This is a genomic window from Rhizobium sp. IY2, from assembly GCF_047532935.1.
GTDB lineage: Bacteria > Pseudomonadota > Alphaproteobacteria > Rhizobiales > Rhizobiaceae > Rhizobium > Rhizobium anhuiense.
On record NZ_JBLKNU010000001.1, the window covers coordinates 941,367 to 957,551 of the forward strand.

At 61.6% G+C, this 16,185-nt stretch carries 17 protein-coding genes; 7 read left to right on the forward strand and 10 right to left on the reverse strand.

Translation table 11 applies throughout. The features are described 5' to 3' along the window. Positions 1 to 5 precede the first annotated feature (5 nt). The 6 genes from ACMUVN_RS04610 to ACMUVN_RS04635 all read right to left on the reverse strand — a co-directional run bounded on the left by ACMUVN_RS04610 (position 6) and on the right by ACMUVN_RS04635 (position 5,993). A complete protein-coding gene (locus tag ACMUVN_RS04610) occupies positions 6 to 467 on the reverse strand; it encodes a tripartite tricarboxylate transporter TctB family protein (RefSeq protein ID WP_063475067.1) in 462 nt (153 codons plus the stop codon). A 302-nt stretch (positions 468 to 769) separates the two neighbouring features. Then, complete coding sequence (locus ACMUVN_RS04615; RefSeq protein ID WP_373289111.1) at positions 770 to 1,762, reverse strand: Bug family tripartite tricarboxylate transporter substrate binding protein; 993 nt, start codon at positions 1,760 to 1,762, stop codon at positions 770 to 772. Between the two features lie 155 nt (positions 1,763 to 1,917). Then, positions 1,918 to 2,805 carry an amidohydrolase family protein gene (locus ACMUVN_RS04620; protein ID WP_132572040.1) on the reverse strand — a complete coding sequence of 296 codons (888 nt, stop codon included), beginning with the start codon at positions 2,803 to 2,805 and terminating at the stop codon, positions 1,918 to 1,920. Beyond that, complete coding sequence (locus tag ACMUVN_RS04625; protein WP_132572037.1) at positions 2,805 to 3,827, reverse strand: amidohydrolase family protein; 1,023 nt, start codon at positions 3,825 to 3,827, stop codon at positions 2,805 to 2,807. Before ACMUVN_RS04625 ends, ACMUVN_RS04620 begins: the two co-directional genes overlap by 1 nt. Further along, positions 3,824 to 4,714 carry an NAD(P)-dependent oxidoreductase gene (locus ACMUVN_RS04630; protein WP_183907886.1) on the reverse strand — a complete coding sequence of 297 codons (891 nt, stop codon included), beginning with the start codon at positions 4,712 to 4,714 and terminating at the stop codon, positions 3,824 to 3,826. The genes ACMUVN_RS04625 and ACMUVN_RS04630 overlap by 4 nt, the downstream gene beginning before the upstream one ends. Positions 4,715 to 4,742: 28 nt before the next feature. Then, positions 4,743 to 5,993: a LysR family transcriptional regulator gene (locus ACMUVN_RS04635; protein ID WP_127430957.1), complete on the reverse strand. Its 1,251-nt coding sequence runs from the start codon at positions 5,991 to 5,993 to the stop codon at positions 4,743 to 4,745. A gap of 105 nt (positions 5,994 to 6,098) precedes the next feature. Between ACMUVN_RS04635 and ACMUVN_RS04640 the strand changes: the two genes are divergently transcribed. From ACMUVN_RS04640 to ACMUVN_RS04665, 6 genes are all read left to right on the forward strand, one after another. Next, the gene (locus ACMUVN_RS04640) at positions 6,099 to 6,770 is read left to right on the forward strand and encodes a 4-carboxy-4-hydroxy-2-oxoadipate aldolase/oxaloacetate decarboxylase (protein WP_132572031.1); all 672 of its coding nucleotides are present in this window, start codon (positions 6,099 to 6,101) and stop codon (positions 6,768 to 6,770) included. Then, entirely contained in the window at positions 6,763 to 7,818 is a 1,056-nt protein-coding gene (locus tag ACMUVN_RS04645) for a 4-oxalomesaconate tautomerase (RefSeq protein ID WP_414814897.1), read from the forward strand. Before ACMUVN_RS04640 ends, ACMUVN_RS04645 begins: the two co-directional genes overlap by 8 nt. A gap of 80 nt (positions 7,819 to 7,898) precedes the next feature. Further along, positions 7,899 to 9,218, forward strand: coding sequence for a C4-dicarboxylate transporter DctA (gene dctA / locus ACMUVN_RS04650; protein ID WP_063475206.1), 1,320 nt, complete (start codon positions 7,899 to 7,901; stop codon positions 9,216 to 9,218). A gap of 689 nt (positions 9,219 to 9,907) precedes the next feature. Further along, on the forward strand, positions 9,908 to 10,402 hold the full coding sequence (locus ACMUVN_RS04655) for a GNAT family N-acetyltransferase (RefSeq protein ID WP_063475060.1): 495 nt from the start codon (positions 9,908 to 9,910) through the stop codon (positions 10,400 to 10,402). Positions 10,403 to 10,458: 56 nt separating this feature from the next. Then, the gene (locus tag ACMUVN_RS04660) at positions 10,459 to 10,968 is read left to right on the forward strand and encodes a GNAT family N-acetyltransferase (protein WP_047610252.1); all 510 of its coding nucleotides are present in this window, start codon (positions 10,459 to 10,461) and stop codon (positions 10,966 to 10,968) included. Between the two features lie 100 nt (positions 10,969 to 11,068). Next, positions 11,069 to 11,686, forward strand: coding sequence for a class I SAM-dependent methyltransferase (locus tag ACMUVN_RS04665; RefSeq protein ID WP_132572025.1), 618 nt, complete (start codon positions 11,069 to 11,071; stop codon positions 11,684 to 11,686). An 18-nt stretch (positions 11,687 to 11,704) separates the two neighbouring features. Here ACMUVN_RS04665 and ACMUVN_RS04670 read toward each other — a convergent pair whose 3' ends face one another. The 3 genes from ACMUVN_RS04670 to ACMUVN_RS04680 are packed head-to-tail and all read right to left on the reverse strand — an operon-like array spanning position 11,705 to position 13,977. After that, complete coding sequence (locus ACMUVN_RS04670; RefSeq protein WP_063475058.1) at positions 11,705 to 12,244, reverse strand: AAA family ATPase; 540 nt, start codon at positions 12,242 to 12,244, stop codon at positions 11,705 to 11,707. Further along, positions 12,241 to 13,329, reverse strand: a complete 1,089-nt coding sequence (locus tag ACMUVN_RS04675) for a D-alanine--D-alanine ligase family protein (protein ID WP_063475057.1) — start codon at positions 13,327 to 13,329, stop codon at positions 12,241 to 12,243. The genes ACMUVN_RS04670 and ACMUVN_RS04675 overlap by 4 nt, the downstream gene beginning before the upstream one ends. A gap of 33 nt (positions 13,330 to 13,362) precedes the next feature. Continuing rightward, positions 13,363 to 13,977, reverse strand: coding sequence for a C39 family peptidase (locus ACMUVN_RS04680; RefSeq protein WP_063475056.1), 615 nt, complete (start codon positions 13,975 to 13,977; stop codon positions 13,363 to 13,365). A gap of 175 nt (positions 13,978 to 14,152) precedes the next feature. On the opposite strand from ACMUVN_RS04680, the gene ACMUVN_RS04685 reads away from it, so the two are divergent. After that, positions 14,153 to 15,043, forward strand: coding sequence for a LysR substrate-binding domain-containing protein (locus ACMUVN_RS04685; RefSeq protein WP_132572022.1), 891 nt, complete (start codon positions 14,153 to 14,155; stop codon positions 15,041 to 15,043). Positions 15,044 to 15,139: 96 nt separating this feature from the next. Here ACMUVN_RS04685 and ACMUVN_RS04690 read toward each other — a convergent pair whose 3' ends face one another. Continuing rightward, positions 15,140 to 16,183 carry a LacI family transcriptional regulator gene (locus tag ACMUVN_RS04690; RefSeq protein WP_127430945.1) on the reverse strand — a complete coding sequence of 348 codons (1,044 nt, stop codon included), beginning with the start codon at positions 16,181 to 16,183 and terminating at the stop codon, positions 15,140 to 15,142. Positions 16,184 to 16,185 lie beyond the last annotated feature (2 nt).

A 16,185-nucleotide genomic window follows, 5' to 3' on the forward strand; every position in this document is an offset into this window, starting at 1 on the left:
GCCTCCTAGAACCGGACCCAGGGGCCGAAGCGCTCGAACGGCAGGCCGAGTCCATAGCTGAACACGGCGACGGAGAAGACGGTGATGCCGAACGACAGAGCCACCGCCATGGGCGGGCGCATCTTCTGCGAGGCAAAGGAGGCGATCAACGCGGCGAAGAATAACGCCACAACGAAACCGAGCCCACGAACGGTGAGACCGAAGAAGATCGGCGCCGGCAGGATGAACAGCAGGCCTCGCCAGGCAATCGGCCCGATCGGCTCACCCTCGACCCGTGCCGACTGGATCACGATAATGGTCCCCAGGAGCGTCAGGATGATCGCCAGGACCAACGGAAAATAGCCCGGACCCATGCGGAACGCCGTGCCGAGGTCAAGATTGAAGGACTGATAGGCGAAGAATACCCCGAGCGCGACGAAGATCGCTCCGCAGGTGGCGTTCGTGGAATCGAAGGAAACGGATTTCATGATAGCTCCGAAAATTGAAGGCGGTGCGATCAATATTCTCCGCTTCCCTGATAATAGGAACGGGATACATTCGATCGCCGCCGATACTTGTTATCGCGGGCCGTTCCGAAAGCTTCCCCCCTCAGAGAAGGGAGAAGGATGCAAAATGGAAGGCGAATGGAGCATCCGGCGTCCTGGTCGAATCTCAACTCGGAAAGGTGAGGCCCTCGGCGGACGTCAAACCAGTTTGGCCGGATGGCCGGTTCATCCCTGTTCTAAGGCATTGGAAAATAGGCCGAACATCGGTGTCGCTGTGTTGCCGCCTATTGCCGCACGATGCCCGAATCCTCGATGACTTTTGACCACTTCTCGATATCCGCTTTTAGACGATCTCCGATCTCCTGTGGCGTGCTGGAACGGGCTTCGACGCCGAGCTCGGCAAACCGCTTCTTCACGTCGGGATCGGCAAGCACCTCGACGAGCGTTGCGTTGAGCTTGTCCACTACGGCCTGCGGCGTGCCAGCGGGCGCGAAAATGCCGTTCCAGGACGTGACGTCGAACCCCTTCACACCTTCTTCCTCGGCCGTCGCCACATCCGGCAGGAGGATCGAGCGGGTAGGGCCAGAGGATGCAATCGCAACCGCCTGGTTTTGCTGGAGGGCAGCCTTCAGCGCGGTCTGGCTGTCGATGATCATGTCGAGTTCCCCACCGAGCAGGGCAACCTGAAGATCCGGCGTACCCTTATAGGGGACGATGGTAAAATCGACTCCGGCGGTCGACTTGAAGAGTTCGGCCGCAAGGTTCTGGCTGCTCCCCACATTGATCGTCCCGACGTTGAGCGCGGCTGGATTGGCGCGGGCAGCTTCGAGAATATCCTTGAGGGATTTGAATTTACTATCTGCCTTGGTGACGAATACAAAGTCGAAGTAAGCCAGGCTGGATACCGGCACGAAATCGGCGACGGGGTCGAACTGCAGGTTCTTGAACAGCGGGACACTGATTGCGGTGCCGTTTGAAAGCAATGCCAGCGTATATCCGTCGGGTTCACCATTCAGCGCAACCCGAGCGGCGACTGATCCGCCGGCACCTGGCTGGTTCATGATAACGATCTGTTTCCCGAGCTTTTTGCCAAGCGAATCGCCGACGATGCGCGCGGTAATGTCGGCAATTCCGCCGGGACCGAAGGGAATGACGAGACTGATCTCGCGGGTCGGATAGTCGTCCTCCTGCGCCGCGGCGGCCCCTGTCATCGCAAGTGTCAGAAGGCACGCGGGGATCAGTGATTTCATCAATGTTGGCATCCGCCGCGATAGCATATTCCGTTGGTGTTGTATGTTCATAGTCTCCTCCCCTAGATTGATGTCAGTCATGCAAGGCGAGCACGCACAGCCAAGGCATGAATGCCCAGTGCGTCTGGATTGATGTTTTCCTCGTGTTCGAGATGCGTCGCCCAGCGATCCACGATGTCCGGCTATCGCCAGTAGAGCCGCATCGGATTGTCCACGAGCAGCTTTTGCCGAAGCTCTTCGGTCGGCGCGATGCGTGGAATGATGTTCACCAGTGCTCCGTCGTCAGGCATATGGTTCGTCATGTTGGGGTGCGGCCAGTCGGTGCCCCACAGAACGCGATCGGGGAAGCGCTCGACCAGTGTGCGCGCGAAGGGGATGACATCGTCGTAGTTCGGCGGACCCGATCGCGATAGCCGTTCCGGGCAACTCACCTTGCTGACCACATTCTCGTGCTCGGTCATGAGCCGGATAAACCTACCGAACTCCGGACCGTCGACCGGTTTCGCAACGTCGGGCCGGCCCATATGATCTACCACCACGGTTGTCGGCAGCGAGGTGAAGAAATCCCAACGCTCCTCCAGATCGGCCGCTTCGAAGTAGATCACCACCTGCCAGCCGAGCGGCGCGATGCGCTCGATGATCGTGCGGTAATAGGCGTCGGGCTTGGGATCGACGAGGCGGCGCACGAAGTTGAAGCGGACGCCGCGCACGCCGGCGTCATGCAGGTCCGTGAGTTCCTCGTCCGTCACCGTATCGCGCACTGTCGCGATGCCGCGGGCACGATCGCCGGCCGCCCGCAGCGCATCGACCAGTGCGCGGTTGTCAGCGCCGTGACAGGTCGCCTGGACGATGACATTGCGTTGGAAGCCGAGAAAGTCGCGCAGCGCGAACAATTGCTCCTTGCCGACATCGCACGGCGTGTATTTCCGCTCGGATGCATAGGGAAAGACATCACCGGGGCCGAAGACGTGGCAATGGGCGTCCACAGCGCCCGGAGGCGGTGCATAGGTCGGCTTGCTGGGCGCGGGATCGTAGCAGAGCCAGTCGGCATCCATCCGGAAATCGGCCATTACAGCCCCCTTGCGTTGAGCTGTGCATCGAGACGCGGATAGACGCGGCGGGCGTTGAGCTCGAAGACTTTTCGCTTGTCTTCGTCCGGAATCTGCAGCGCATCGACATAGCGCTTGGTGTCGTCGAAATAGTGGCCGGTCTGCGGATCGATCCCGCGCACGGCACCGACCATTTCCGAACCGAACAGGATATTCTCCACGTCGATCACCTCAAACAACAGGTCGATGCCGGGCTGGTGGTAGACGCAGGTATCGAAATAGACGTTCTTCATCACATGCTCGCTGAGGGGAGGGCGTTTCAGCATGTCGGAGAGGCCGCGATAACGACCCCAGTGATAGGGGACTGCACCGCCGCCATGCGGGATGATGAAACGCAGTGTCGGAAAGTCGCGGAACAGGTCGCCCTCGATGAATTGCATGAAGGCGATGGTGTCGGCGGCAATGTAGTAGGCACCGGTCGCGTGCATCGCGCAATTGCAACTGCCCGAAACGTGGATCATCGCCGGAACATCGAGTTCCACCATCTTCTCGAAGAAGGGGTACCAGGCCCGGTCCGTCAGCGGCGGCGAATCGAACTTGCCGCCGGAGGGATCGGGGTTGAGATTGCAGCCGATGAAGCCGAGCTCGCTCACGCAGCGCTCCAGTTCGTCGATGGCGGTGGCAATCGAGATGCCCGGCGTTTGTGGTAGCTGGCAGACACCGGCAAAGCTCTCTGGATAAAGATCGACCACGCGTTTGATCAAGTCATTCGAGCGGCGCGCCCAGACCTTCGCCACCGCCTCGCCGCCGATATGCGGCGCCATGGCCGAGGCGCGAGGCGAGAAGATGGTCATATCGGCGCCGCGCTCACGCAGCAGGCGCAACTGGTTCGCCTCGATCGTCTCACGGATCTCGTCGTCGGAAATGTCCGGATAGGCAGGATCGATATCGCCTCCCGATTGGATGGCAGCCTCCTGGCGCGCTCGCCATTCGCCATGGGGCGCGGGAGCGGTGGTATAATGGCCGTGGCAGTCGATAATCATGGCTTCGAGGTTCCTGTGGCAGCAAGGATGGCGTCGGCCTTGGCGGTGAAGCCATCGGGCAGAGGGGAAAGATGAAGGGCGCCGAGCCGTTGCTGCCAGTCCGCGGTGGCGCTCGCCATCGTTCCCGCCAGGCCTAAATCGGCAGCTGTGACGGCGGACTCGCGCATTTCGGCAGCGCGGCGAAGTCCGTGCACAAGCATGCGGTCGAGATTGTAGTCGGCGCGGGTACGCCAGGGCCAGCCGGGGAAGCTGGCATCGAGTGACGCGAGAACCTCCTCTTCGACGCCTGCTGCGCGTGCCGACAGCAGGCACTCGGCGGTCAGAGCCTCGATCCCCTTGATCATGATGGAGCGGATCATCTTGATTGCGCTCGCTACGCCGACCCCACCATCGATAACCCGCCCCTTAAAGCCGAGCGCTGCGAGCAACCTCTCGCCCTCTTCGGCAAACGGACCGGATAGCAGCAAGGGGACGGCGAGCAATGCCGGGCGGACAGGTGCCATGACCGCGACATCCACATAGCGTCCACCGGCCGTCGAAATTACATCTGCTGCAGCCTGCTTGGTGGCCGGTGCGACGCTGTTGCAATCAAAGAAGAACGTGCCGGGCGAAATCCACCTTGCCACGTCCCTTGCGGCAGCAAGCGCCTGATCGGCGGTCACAACGCTGATGACCGCATCCGCTCCGTCAACGGCGTCGCTGGTTGCTTCGCAACCCACCACACCGAAGCGGCGGTAATCCTCGCGCTTGGGGTCAGCGGAAGACACGTCATCCGTCTTGATGTCGTAAGCGCGCAAGCCAAAAGATGGTGTGTCGCCCCAACCTTCGCAGAAGGCCTGTGCGGCCTCGCCGAAACCGATGAATGCGACTGTCTGGTGTTTGTTCATGCCCCCGTTCTAATGGACAATAGGCCGATCAGGCATATCGGAACGGTTGACGCTCCATTGCTTTTCCTGAAGTCCAGTCCGCACACACGGCGCGGAAAGTGTCCATGAAAGCCGTCTGAAGCTGCGTCGGGCGCCAGTCATCGCGTGTCGTAAGGCCGATTTGGCGACGCAATGACGGCCCTGTGCCAGCGATCTCGTGGAGCAGCCCAGCCCGTCGCTCGAACAGGAACTGGTCGCGCGACATCAGCGTCAGCCAGTCGTCCTCCAGCATCAGTCCGCGGACCACCAGAACAGAACCGCATTCGATCCGCAGCCGGGGCGGCTCCAGCCCCTGATCCGTGAACATTTCTTCCCACCTATGGCGCACCGGGGCGCCCGTCGTGGCAATGACCCACGGAAAATCCAATAGCCGTGAGAAGGGAAATCCCGGCTCCGTCAGCAGGGGATGGCCCGCACGACCGACGATCACCGGGTCATCGATGAACAAGGGCTCCTGAGCGATATCCTTTACCGGCGGTGGGTCGCGCATTGCCCCGATTAGGAGATCCATCTCGCCTTCACGCAGTCTCGCCAGCAATTCCGTATAGGGGCCTTCGATGACGTTGACCGATGCCACCGGATAGGTGCGGGCAAATCGGGCCAATGTCTGTGGCAGCAGGATTGCACGCGCCAGTGGCATGGTGCCGACGGTGACACGTCCGGCGCCTTCTGACCGAAGTGCATCCAGTTCGTCGAAGCCGGAATTCAGCTCCGATTGTGCCAAGTGCGCGAAACGCAGCAACAGAACGGCCGCCGGGGTCGGCTGAACGGTACGTCCCTGGCGGGTGAGAAGCGGCACGCCCAGCAACTGCTCCAGATCGCGGCTCGCCCGGTGCAAAGCGGGTTCCGAGAGGCCTGTTCGTTTGGAGGCAAGTGCAAAACTGCCCGCCTTGTCGACCGCGATCAGCGCCCGCAACTGTCCAAAGGTGATGCGCCGTTCGATATGGGGTAGCGGCGGCAAGCGGGCGCCGCGTCGCACGCTTTGCCCGCCGCGCGCCACGTAGGCAAGCGCGCGTTCAATGCGGGCTGTTATCAATCGCCCCGCCTCGGTGGCAATCACACCGCTTGGTTGGCGGTCGAACAGCAGATGGCCAAGTTGGGCCTCCACTTTGGCGACGGCCTGGGTTAGCGCCGGTTGCGACAGGTTCATAACCTGGGACGCGCTGCTGATGCTTCCCAGTCGTCCGGCAACGGCAACGGCTTCGAGGTGCCGCAGGTTGAGTTCTCTGTGCATAATCATGGCCACACTTCAGCATAGCTTATGGGGCGTGCGCAAATCCAGTTTGCTTTGCCGGCCAAAATTCCCCTTCCATAGATGCAATAGAATATGGATTGAGGATCAAACATGCCCGCAGTTATCACGCAAATCGATCGCGCCGATACCGCCGTCATTGACGGCTTGGCAAAGGCCGGTGTTGCCACGGTCCACGAGGCGCAAGGACGCATTGGATTGCTAGGCAGCCGCTTGCGGCCGATCTACGCCGGTGCCCGTATCGCCGGTTCCGCGGTCACCGTCTCCGTGCCGCCCGGAGACAATTGGATGATGCACGTTGCCATTGAACAATTGAAAGATGGCGATATCCTGGTGGTCGCCCCTACCTCACTCTGCGAGGACGGTTATTTCGGTGATCTGCTCGCCACATCGGCGATGGCCCGAGGGTGCCGCGGCCTAATCATTGATGCCGGCGTGCGCGACGTGCGCGATCTCACCGCCATGGGATTCCCGGTCTGGTCAAAGGCAATCTCTGCACAGGGAACCGTCAAGGAGACACTCGGATCTGTCAACGTGCCGATTGTCTGTGCTGGAGAATTGGTCCAGGCTGGCGATGTCATTATTGCCGACGATGACGGCGTCTGCGTCGTCCGCCGCGCGGATGCCGCAGACGTCCTCGAACAGTCGCAGGCGCGCGAAGCCAAGGAAGCCGAGAAGCGCGAACGGCTGGCAAAGGGTGAACTCGGTCTTGATATTTACGCCATGCGCGAGCGCCTGACGGACAAGGGGCTGCGTTATGTCTAAAGCCGTGCGCGCCATGTGGATGCGGGGCGGAACGTCAAAGGGCGGTTTCTTCCTTGCCGATGACCTTCCCGCCGACATCGCCAAGCGGGATACCTTCTTGCTGCGTGCCTTCGGCTCTCCCGATCCACGCCAGATCGACGGCATGGGCGGAGCCGATCCGCTGGCTTCCAAGGTCGCTGTGGTCTCCCGCTCCTCACGGGAGGGCGTGGACGTCGATTATCTGTTTCTGCAGGTCTTCGTCGATCAGGCAATCGTCAGCGATGCGCAGAACTGCGGCAACATGCTGGCCGGCGTCGGTCCGTTTGCGATCGAGCGCGGGCTGGTCGCGGCGAAGAACGGCGAGACCCCGGTCGCGATCTTCATGGTCAATACCGGCAAGATGGCCATCGCGACGGTGTCGACGCCGGGCGGTGAGGTTACCTACGAGGGCGACACGCGGATCGACGGTGTTCCGGGAACGGCGGCTCCAATCCCGCTCGCCTTTGCAGACATCGCCGGGTCGAGCTGCGGCGCTCTGCTTCCCACGGGCAACCCGGTGGACGTGATCGAAGGTGTCGAGACGACACTGATCGACAACGGCATGCCCTGTGTGATCTTGCGGGCCAGCGATGTCGGGATCACCGGCTATGAGGATCGGGCGACGCTTGATGCCAATGCCGAACTGAAAGCGCGGATCGAGGCGATCCGTCTCAAGGCCGGGCCGTTGATGAACCTCGGCGATGTCGCCGAACAATCAGTCCCCAAGATGATGCTGCTCTCCGCCCCGAGGACCGGTGGAGCGATCAGTGTCCGCTCCTTCATTCCGCATCGCTGCCATGCGTCCATCGGCGTGCTTGGCGCGGTCAGCGTCGCCACTGCCTGCCTTATAAACGGCTCGCCGGCACAGGTGTTGGCCGCGATCCCCGACGGAGAATCCAAGATGCTCGAAGTCGAGCATCCGAGCGGCATGACCGGCTGCGTCATCGAGATGAACTGTCAGGGCGTGATCAAAGGAGCGGGCATGCTGCGTACTGCCCGGAAACTGTTCGACGGCACTTTGTTTGGCTGAGCAGCCGGGCAACAGGTCATTGGAAGCGTGACGTTTTTTGGGAGGGAATGGACATGACGTATATGGGAGTGACCAAGACGATGACGTATTCAGGAGAGACGAAAAGACCAGCAAGTCGGTTCGGCATCTTGGGCCAGCTATGGTTTCAGGTGCTGGCAGGAACCTTGATCGGCATTCTGCTTGGACACTTCGCACCCGCCGCAGCGGTGGCAATGAAACCGTTCGGCGATGCCTTCATCAAAATGATCCGCATGATGATCGGGCCGATCATCTTCGTCACCGTTGTGCATGGTATCGCCGGCATGAACGACATGAAGAGCGTCGGGCGTGTCGCGCTGAAATCCCTCATCTATTTCGAGGCGATCACGATCTTGGCGCTGATCTTCGGACTGATCGCAGTCGATCTGTGGCGTCCGGGCGAGGGCATGAACATCGACGCTGCCGCAATCGATACCGCATCGATCAAGACCTATCTTGCGACTGCGCACGACCAGTCCATTTCCGGCTATTTCCTCGACATCATCCCGGACACCTTCGCCAGTGCACTGACGGAAGGACACGTTTTGCAGGTGCTCTTTATCTCTGTCCTGTTCGGTATCGCCGTCGCCGCCATCGGAGAGCGCGGACGCCCAGTGTTCCAGGTGATCGAAAGCGCCTCGCAAGGGTTCTTCAAGATCATTGGCTATATCATGTACTTCGCGCCGCTCGGCGCCTTCGGCGCAATTGCCTTTACCGTCGGTCAGTTCGGCACCGCCTCGCTCTGGTCGCTGGGCGAGTTGATCATCGAGTTCTTCGTCGTCTGCGCATTGTTCACAACAATCGTCCTCGGCAGCGTCGCCCATTGGTGCGGTGTCAGTCTGTGGCGGCTGCTAGGCTATCTCTGGGATGAAATCGTGATCGTCGCTGCGACCACGTCGACTGAAACGGTGCTGCCGCGCCTCATCCAGAAGATGCGCAAGGCCGGCTGTGAGGAAAGCGTGGTGGGCTTCGTCATCCCGGCCGGCTATTCGTTCAATCTCGACGGCACATGCCTCTATCTGACCACCGTTGCGGTCTTCCTGGCACAGGCGACGAACACACATCTGACCTTCTGGCATGAACTCGGCCTGATCGCGGTGCTGCTGCTCACCTCGAAGGGAGCGGCGGGCATCGCCGGAGCGGCGTTCGTTGTGCTGGCGGCAACCCTGAATACCACCGGAACCATCCCGGTCGCCAGCATCGCGCTGATCCTCGGAATTCACCGCATCCTCGCCGAGGGACTGACTTTTGTTAATCTGATCGGTAATGCGCTTGCCACCGTCGTGGTCGCAAAGTGGGAAGGCCAGCTCGACGAGAAGATGCTGGCTGAGACGATTGGCAATGCACGCGTCCGCGCCGAGCAGGGTATCGTGGTGGCTTGAGCCATCAACAGGGTGATATAAGAAGACGCACGGCCGACTGCGTTTCGAGAGATCGTGAGAATTCATCCGTAGGGAACGCCCTCATGAATTTTCACGGTTTACGCGAATCTCGCGACCGGCGTTTCAAAGCTCCATGTTAAAGTGTTCGTCCATTCGACGTCGCAGCAAGCGCGGTGCAGCAAATGAGAGTCATCCGCTATTGAGGCTTTCGGCTCTCGTGTACAGCTAGCAGCACCGGAAAGAGTAGGCGTGCTGCAATTCCACAACCCGCCGACGTGACAACGGAATTCGAGGAGGAACCCCTCGGCCTCAGTGCCATACCGACGGCGATCCGACTTGAAACCATAACATGCGAATGTTGAAGACGAGATTTCGAACTCCCAGCCTCCTCCCGGGGCACCTCGGCTGCCGTCGCACAGGTCTCGGCGGCAGCCACTTTTCTCAGGGGCATCGCAGTCTTGGCTTCTCCGAGACTTCAATGCTGGCGTCCGGTACCACACCTGCCGCCGACCTCGGCGCAACTCAGCGCGGTTTTTGTCATGAAGGAATGGATACTTTCGCCACTAACGAAGGCCGCCATGTCGACCCAGGGCAGGAGTTGCGCCTCTACGAAGAATAATGCCATCGATCTCGCGGAGTGGTGTTTAATCGATGCCAACCTTGAATAGCGCTGGGGGAAAATGACAGAGATGCTGATCCGATACGAAGCGCCTGATGATTTCGACGCGATCCACGATCTGACCTCGACCGCATTCAAGCCGATGCCATACAGCAACGGTACGGAAGCAGAGATCATCCGGAGACTTCGCGCGGCGGGCGATCTGACGATATCGTTGGTCGTCGAAGAGGGTGGCGAGATTCTAGGGCATGTCGCCTTTTCACCGGTGACGATTGACGGCGCGCATGGCGGTTGGTTCGGTCTCGGGCCGATATCGGTGAAGCCGGAGCGGCAACGGCAGGGCATCGGCATGGCGCTGATTACCAAGGGGCTCGAACTGCTGAACGCGATGGGTGCCAGCGGATGCGCGTTGATCGGCAATCCCGACATCTATAGCCGTGTCGGTTTCAGCAGCGATGGGCAACTGAAATATCTCGACCTCGATACGCGGCTCGTGCAGCGAATTGTTTTTCGCGGATCCCCGCCAGGCGGTACGTTGCAATTCGCCCCGGCATTTGAAGGCTAGAATAGTCCGTTCAACGGCCAAAGCTCCAAAGCCAATCTGACAGAGAAGGCGACGACATGTCCGAAACGGGCGCGCTGACTATTCGAACCGAGCGTCTTAGGCTCCGCATGCCCGAGATCGACGATTTCGCCGCCTATGCGCAGCTGATGGCGTCGCCGCGATCGGTTGGAATGGGCGGGCCGTTCGGTCTGCGGGCGGCCTGGGGGATGTTCTGTCACGACGTCGCCCTGTGGCAGCTTTTCGGGCATGGAGCGCTGATGATCGAGCTTGGCGAAACCGGCGAATGCATCGGTCAGGTGGGGATCAATCACGGACCGCTCTTTCCCGAGAAGGAACTCGGCTGGTTCGTCTATGAGGAATATGAGGGCAAGGGCTATGCCACCGAAGCAGCCTCGGCGCTGCGCGACTGGGCCTTTGCGGCACTCAAGCTACTGTCGCTCGTCAGTTATATCGCTCCCGGCAATGCTGCTTCCGCTGCCGTTGCGGAGCGGCTGGGCGCGCGCCTCGATCTCACAGCACCCCGGGATGACCCTAAGGATCTGGTCTATCGTCACTTGGCGCCCTGAACGGAGAACATTGAGGCGCACTGCGACTGGTTGCCGACGTCTCAGTCCCTACATGTCGATCAGTTAGGATGTCGAGTTCCGCAAGAGATGGGGATATCGGATGACAAGCGCGAAACGGGAACACTGGGACGAGGTCTACCGCACGAAATCTGCCGACAGTGTCAGCTGGTATCAGTCGACGCCCGGGCCTTCCTTGCAGGCGCTTGACGAGCTGCAACTGCCGGTCACGGCCTCGCTGATCGATGTGGGCGGCGGCGCATCAAATCTTGTCGACCGTCTTATTGAGCGCGGCTGGTCTGATCTCACCGTTCTCGACATCGCCGCCCCGGCGCTCGAGGTCGCCAAGGTGCGGCTGCAGGATAAAGCCGCCCGGATCGCCTGGGTGGTTGCCGACGTGACGGCATGGCAACCCGACCGCCATTACGATGTGTGGCATGACCGCGCCGTCTTTCACTTCCTGAGCGAGCCCGAGCAGCGGCTGGCCTATCGACGCGCGCTCGAAACCGGCACGGCGCCGGACAGTATCGTGATCATCGCGACCTTCGCGCCGGACGGGCCCGAACGATGCAGCGGCTTGCCGGTCCGGCGTTACGATGCGGCCGCGCTGGCGGCAGAATTCTCGCACACCTTCACGCTGGAGCGCGACTGGCGCGAAGAGCATACGACGCCCGGCGGCGGCCGGCAGTCTTTCCAGTGGTGTGTCCTGCGCAGGCGTTGAGATGCCGGCGGGAGGCCGCTACTTCGTTTCCCGGGACAAGCGGTCGAGGACGAAATCAGCGCGGTCGGCGACGGCGACTTTCGGCAACATGACGACCTCGTAGCCAAGCATCGGATAGATCGCGGCGAGCCTGTCGTATTCGGCGACCGCCTCATCGAAGCCATGGCGCCGCTCGGGGTCGTTGACATAGATTTCCGGCCATGGCGGGGTCAGAAAAACGCTGCTGTTATAGCGGTGAACAGCGCTCATTTTTTTGAGGACCGGTTCGCCGGTCAGGTGCTGAAGCGCTGCCGCCGCATCGATCAGCCCACGATCGAAAAACACCCAGCCGGTCTGTGCGCTCGCCGCCGCGTGGTCGGCCGTTGCCGTGTCGATCGCGCGGCGGGCGAAGGCCGCCATGTCGATCCAGGGCAGGGCTGTACCGTTTTCCTCGAGCTCCTGCCTGACGATCCGCCGCCCGGGCTCTTCGACGATTGCATGACCGCGACGGCCAAGCTCCGCCAGCAGCGTCGATTTTCCGCCGCCGGAACATCCGGAAATCAACACCAACCTGTTCATGTTCGGGCTGTCGTCGTCCGGCCGGCGCGCGCCAGTCCATGATCCACCAGCCGGTCGATGATCTCGGCATAGCCGACGCCGCTTGCCGCCATCGCCTTGGAATACATGCTGATATCAGTGAAACCGGGGATGGTGTTGATTTCATTGACGAGGAATCGCATGTCATCAGTCAGGAAGAAGTCGACGCGGGCCATGCCGTCGCAGCCGACGGCCCGGAAGGCTCGGGCGGCCACGTCGCGCATGGCCGCCTCGACCTCTTGCGGCAGCTCGGCCGGGACTTTCAGCGCCGCGCCCTTCTCGTCGATATATTTGGCATCATAACTGTAGAAGCCGTGGCTTTCCGCCGGCACGATCTCTCCCGGCCGTGAGACGAAGAGTTCTCCTGCCGTATCCTCCAGCACGCTGAATTCGATCTCGCGGCCGCGCACGAATTCTTCGGCAAGCAGCGTACGATCATGACGGAAGCCTTCGGCAAGGGCGGGCGCGAATTCCTGGCTGGCATGGACCTTGGCGACGCCGACCGACGATCCTTGCCGCGCCGGCTTGATGAAGAGCGGCAGGCCGAGCTCGCCTTCGAGGGCTGCCAGCGATGGTGCTGCGCCCTCATGGATCGTCACCGCGCGCGCCACCGGCAGGCCCGCGGCTCTCAGCAGACGTTTGGCGATGTCCTTGTCGAGCGCCGCGGCGGAGCCGAGGATGCCGCAGCCGACAAGCGGAACGCGGGCCACCTCCGCTACGCCCTGGACTGAGCCGTCTTCGCCATGCGGGCCGTGCAGCACCGGAAACAGGATATCGATCCTTGCCAACTCATGCGGCGCGCCATGGGCCGGCATTGCCAGCATCCGGCCCCGTCCGCCCGGCACGAGGCAGATTTCCGTTCCTGACGAAGGTGTCGCCAGCGTGTCGCCCTCAAAACTGCTCAGCAGCCATTGTCCATCGCGGGTGATGAAGATGGGCACGGCGTCGTATTTCTCGGGCTTGAGCGCTCCCATGACATTGGTTGCCGAGAGCACGGAGACCTCGTGCTCGGCCGAGCGGCCGCCGAAGAGCACGGCAATGCGCAGCCGGTTTGGGGAAGGGGTCATGAAAGCCTCCGAAACGATCTGGTGTTGAAAAGGTCAGGCGCTGACCGAAATGCCGCGCTTGGCGAAGAAGCGATCGAAGACGGCAGGCGGCAGCGTGACATCAGCCTGGCTCGCCGCGTCGTGGCCGGACGGGTTGTGGAAGCGGATTACCTCTTGCGAGGCCGCCGTTACCAGCACCAGATGCCCGCCCTTCGACGGTGGCTCGCGTTCCGGCCAGCGGATGCCCGAGTTCACCGATGCGATGAAAAAGCGCCGCTTCGACAGAAGCTCCGGAAGGGCCGATGTCTCGACGCCGGTCACCGTCTCCGCGCCAAGCCCGAAGTGTTCGGCGACGAATCGAACGAAGGGCGCGTAGATCAGCCCCTTGATCGAGGCGTCGATCTCGTCGACGACATAACCGCCGTGGCGAGTGCAGGCGCGAGCAAGCTCGAGGGTCGGGTGGATCTCGCCGCGCGCGGCAAGAATCATCTTCAGGCAGGCCATGCCGCAGACATTGACTGCCCAGCGCGCATATTCCTCGATCGTCGCGGCCCCCGATTGATGCCAGAGCGGGTCGCCGAGCAGGGCCTGTGGTCCCTCGGCAAGCACCGGCAGCGTCATGCCGGGTGTTTCCCATTGGCTGAAATAGGGCACGCCACTCTGCTGCATCCTGTCGATATCCCCGTGATTCACCTCATGAGATGGCTGGCAATCTTGGCTTTTTCGAGCCGATGCCCGCCTCCGAATCCGAGGGTAGGATGCGTTTTTCTGCAGGTCTACTTAATTAAAATAAGTATATAGATTAGAAAATATGGCTGATTGATACGATTGAAGGGAGCCGGATTTGGATTTTTTCCGATTGCGCACGCTTCGCGAGCTCTCACGCCGTGAGACGATGGCCGCGGTTGGCGATGCGCTCGGCATTTCGTCCTCGGCCGTTTCCCAGCAGATCGCCCAGTTGGAGGATGAAGTCGGAATTGCGCTGGTCGAGCGGCGTGGGCGAGGGGTGACGCTGACACCGGCCGGCCGGCGGCTGGTTGTGCATGCCGACCGGATATTCGCCGTTGTCGAGGAGGCCAAGACCGATATTGCCGAGCTGCAGAATATCGTCGCGGGGGACCTCAGGATCGCCGCTCAACCCTCGGCGGCGTCCTCCTTCATCCCGGCTGCGATGCGCCAACTGGCAAACGATCACCCGCATCTTGGCATGGTCATGACGACGATGGGACCTGCCGACGGGGTTGCAGCACTCAGATCCTGGCAGGCCGATATCGTCGTTGCCGACGACATCTCCTTCGATCCCCATACCTTGCAAGGCCCGTTCGATACGCTGTTCCTGTGCCGCGATCAGCTCTTCGTGCTGCTGCCCGCCGGCCACAGGCTGGAGAGCGAGCCCGTCATCGAACTCGGACAGTTGAGGGATGAACATTGGGCGCTCGACGTCGCCTCCAGCGCCTATTCCATGGCCATCCGCCAGGCCTGCCGCGATATCGGTTTCGAGCCTGTTATCAACGGCTTCAGCGACAGCTTCGAAGTGGTCTTCGCGCTTGTCGAGGCCGGCTGTTCGATTTCGGTGATGCCTGGACTGGCGCTTCGGGATTTCGGTGGATCGCTGGTCGTGAAGCCACTGTCGCCAGCCGTCTACCGCAACATCTATGCGATCACGCGGCACGGCGAGGGGCGCAATCCGAAGATTGCAGCGGTGCTTGATGCGTTGGTGACGGCCGTCGCGTGACGCCGCGTCGCGGGGTGTCTTTCGAGGCGCCGGCCTTTGGCTTACGCGTACAAGGATGCCGAGTGTCGGACGATGCCGCGCTCCATCCGCTGCCCCCTATCTCCCGCTCTCCGGCCAGGTCGGCTGACTGATGCTCTGCAGCAGCTCCGGTTCGACGCCGTCGATGCGGGCGATGACGGCTTTGGCCATTTCGCGGCCGGCTTGGCGCACGTCTTCCTGGGCGGTGATGATCTCGGGGCGGATCCAGTTGAGGATCGGCACCGATTGCTTGGAGACCATATCGAGGTCGCGGCCGAGCGCCTTGCCAGCGGCTTCAATGCCGGCATTGACGGCGATGGCTGCACTGCCGGCCGAACAGACGATGCCGTCCGGCGCATTGGCCGAGCGCATCATCACTTCGACGACGTCGCGGATGTCGGCGAGCGGGGCGTCGGTGTTGATGCGCAGCGGCACTTCCTCGGCGCCGTAATCGTGCAGGCCGGTCTGGAAGCCGATGCGGATATGGGCGTAGTAGGTGAGCTTGCTCGGCGGCTGCAGCAGGGCGATGCGGCGCCGGCCGCGCTTGACGAGCTTTTGCACCGCCTGATGGGCGAAGGCCTCGTTGTCGAAATCGTGGAAAGGGTGCGTGAGACCCGCATCGGTGCGCCCATGCGTGGCAAAGGGCATGCCGCGTTCGCTTAGCAGCCTGACGCGCGGATCGTCCGGCTCGATGCGCGAGATGATGACCCCGTCGGCCGAGCCGGTATCGAGGATATAGCGCACCGGCAGCATCGGGTCCTTGCTATGGGAATGCGGCGTGATGACGATATGATAGGGCGTTCCGGACAGTACCTCGGAGATACCGAAGACCATCTGGCTCGAGAAGCCCATGATCTCCTCGTCGATGCTGAGGACAAGGGCGATGACGTTGGTCTTGCCGGTGCGCAGGCGCACACCCGCCCTGTTCGGCTGGTAGCCCAGCTGGCGGGCGACCATGCGCACCCGCTCCTTGGTTTCCGCCCCAATGTCAGGCGCATCTTTCAGCGCGCGCGACACCGTGGTCACGCCAAGGCCGGTCATGAAGGCGATCGTCTTCAATGTCGGGCGCTCACGCGCTGCCGGCGTCGATGCCGTTTGCCCGAAATTTCCCTTGTTTTCCATCC

Bases quoted from the DNA above. Each gene is read 5' to 3' on its own strand.
- ACMUVN_RS04610 (WP_063475067.1), bottom strand. From the start codon at position 467: ATGAAATCCGTTTCCTTCGATTCCACGAACGCCACCTGCGGAGCGATC.
- ACMUVN_RS04615 (WP_373289111.1), bottom strand. From the start codon at position 1,762: ATGCTATCGCGGCGGATGCCAACATTGATGAAATCACTGATCCCCGCG.
- ACMUVN_RS04620 (WP_132572040.1), bottom strand. From the start codon at position 2,805: ATGGCCGATTTCCGGATGGATGCCGACTGGCTCTGCTACGATCCCGCG.
- ACMUVN_RS04625 (WP_132572037.1), bottom strand. From the start codon at position 3,827: ATGATTATCGACTGCCACGGCCATTATACCACCGCTCCCGCGCCCCAT.
- ACMUVN_RS04630 (WP_183907886.1), bottom strand. From the start codon at position 4,714: ATGAACAAACACCAGACAGTCGCATTCATCGGTTTCGGCGAGGCCGCA.
- ACMUVN_RS04635 (WP_127430957.1), bottom strand. From the start codon at position 5,993: ATGATTATGCACAGAGAACTCAACCTGCGGCACCTCGAAGCCGTTGCC.
- ACMUVN_RS04640 (WP_132572031.1), top strand. From the start codon at position 6,099: ATGCCCGCAGTTATCACGCAAATCGATCGCGCCGATACCGCCGTCATT.
- ACMUVN_RS04645 (WP_414814897.1), top strand. From the start codon at position 6,763: ATGTCTAAAGCCGTGCGCGCCATGTGGATGCGGGGCGGAACGTCAAAG.
- dctA (WP_063475206.1), top strand. From the start codon at position 7,899: ATGACGTATTCAGGAGAGACGAAAAGACCAGCAAGTCGGTTCGGCATC.
- ACMUVN_RS04655 (WP_063475060.1), top strand. From the start codon at position 9,908: ATGCTGATCCGATACGAAGCGCCTGATGATTTCGACGCGATCCACGAT.
- ACMUVN_RS04660 (WP_047610252.1), top strand. From the start codon at position 10,459: ATGTCCGAAACGGGCGCGCTGACTATTCGAACCGAGCGTCTTAGGCTC.
- ACMUVN_RS04665 (WP_132572025.1), top strand. From the start codon at position 11,069: ATGACAAGCGCGAAACGGGAACACTGGGACGAGGTCTACCGCACGAAA.
- ACMUVN_RS04670 (WP_063475058.1), bottom strand. From the start codon at position 12,244: ATGAACAGGTTGGTGTTGATTTCCGGATGTTCCGGCGGCGGAAAATCG.
- ACMUVN_RS04675 (WP_063475057.1), bottom strand. From the start codon at position 13,329: ATGACCCCTTCCCCAAACCGGCTGCGCATTGCCGTGCTCTTCGGCGGC.
- ACMUVN_RS04680 (WP_063475056.1), bottom strand. From the start codon at position 13,977: ATGCAGCAGAGTGGCGTGCCCTATTTCAGCCAATGGGAAACACCCGGC.
- ACMUVN_RS04690 (WP_127430945.1), bottom strand. From the start codon at position 16,183: ATGGAAAACAAGGGAAATTTCGGGCAAACGGCATCGACGCCGGCAGCG.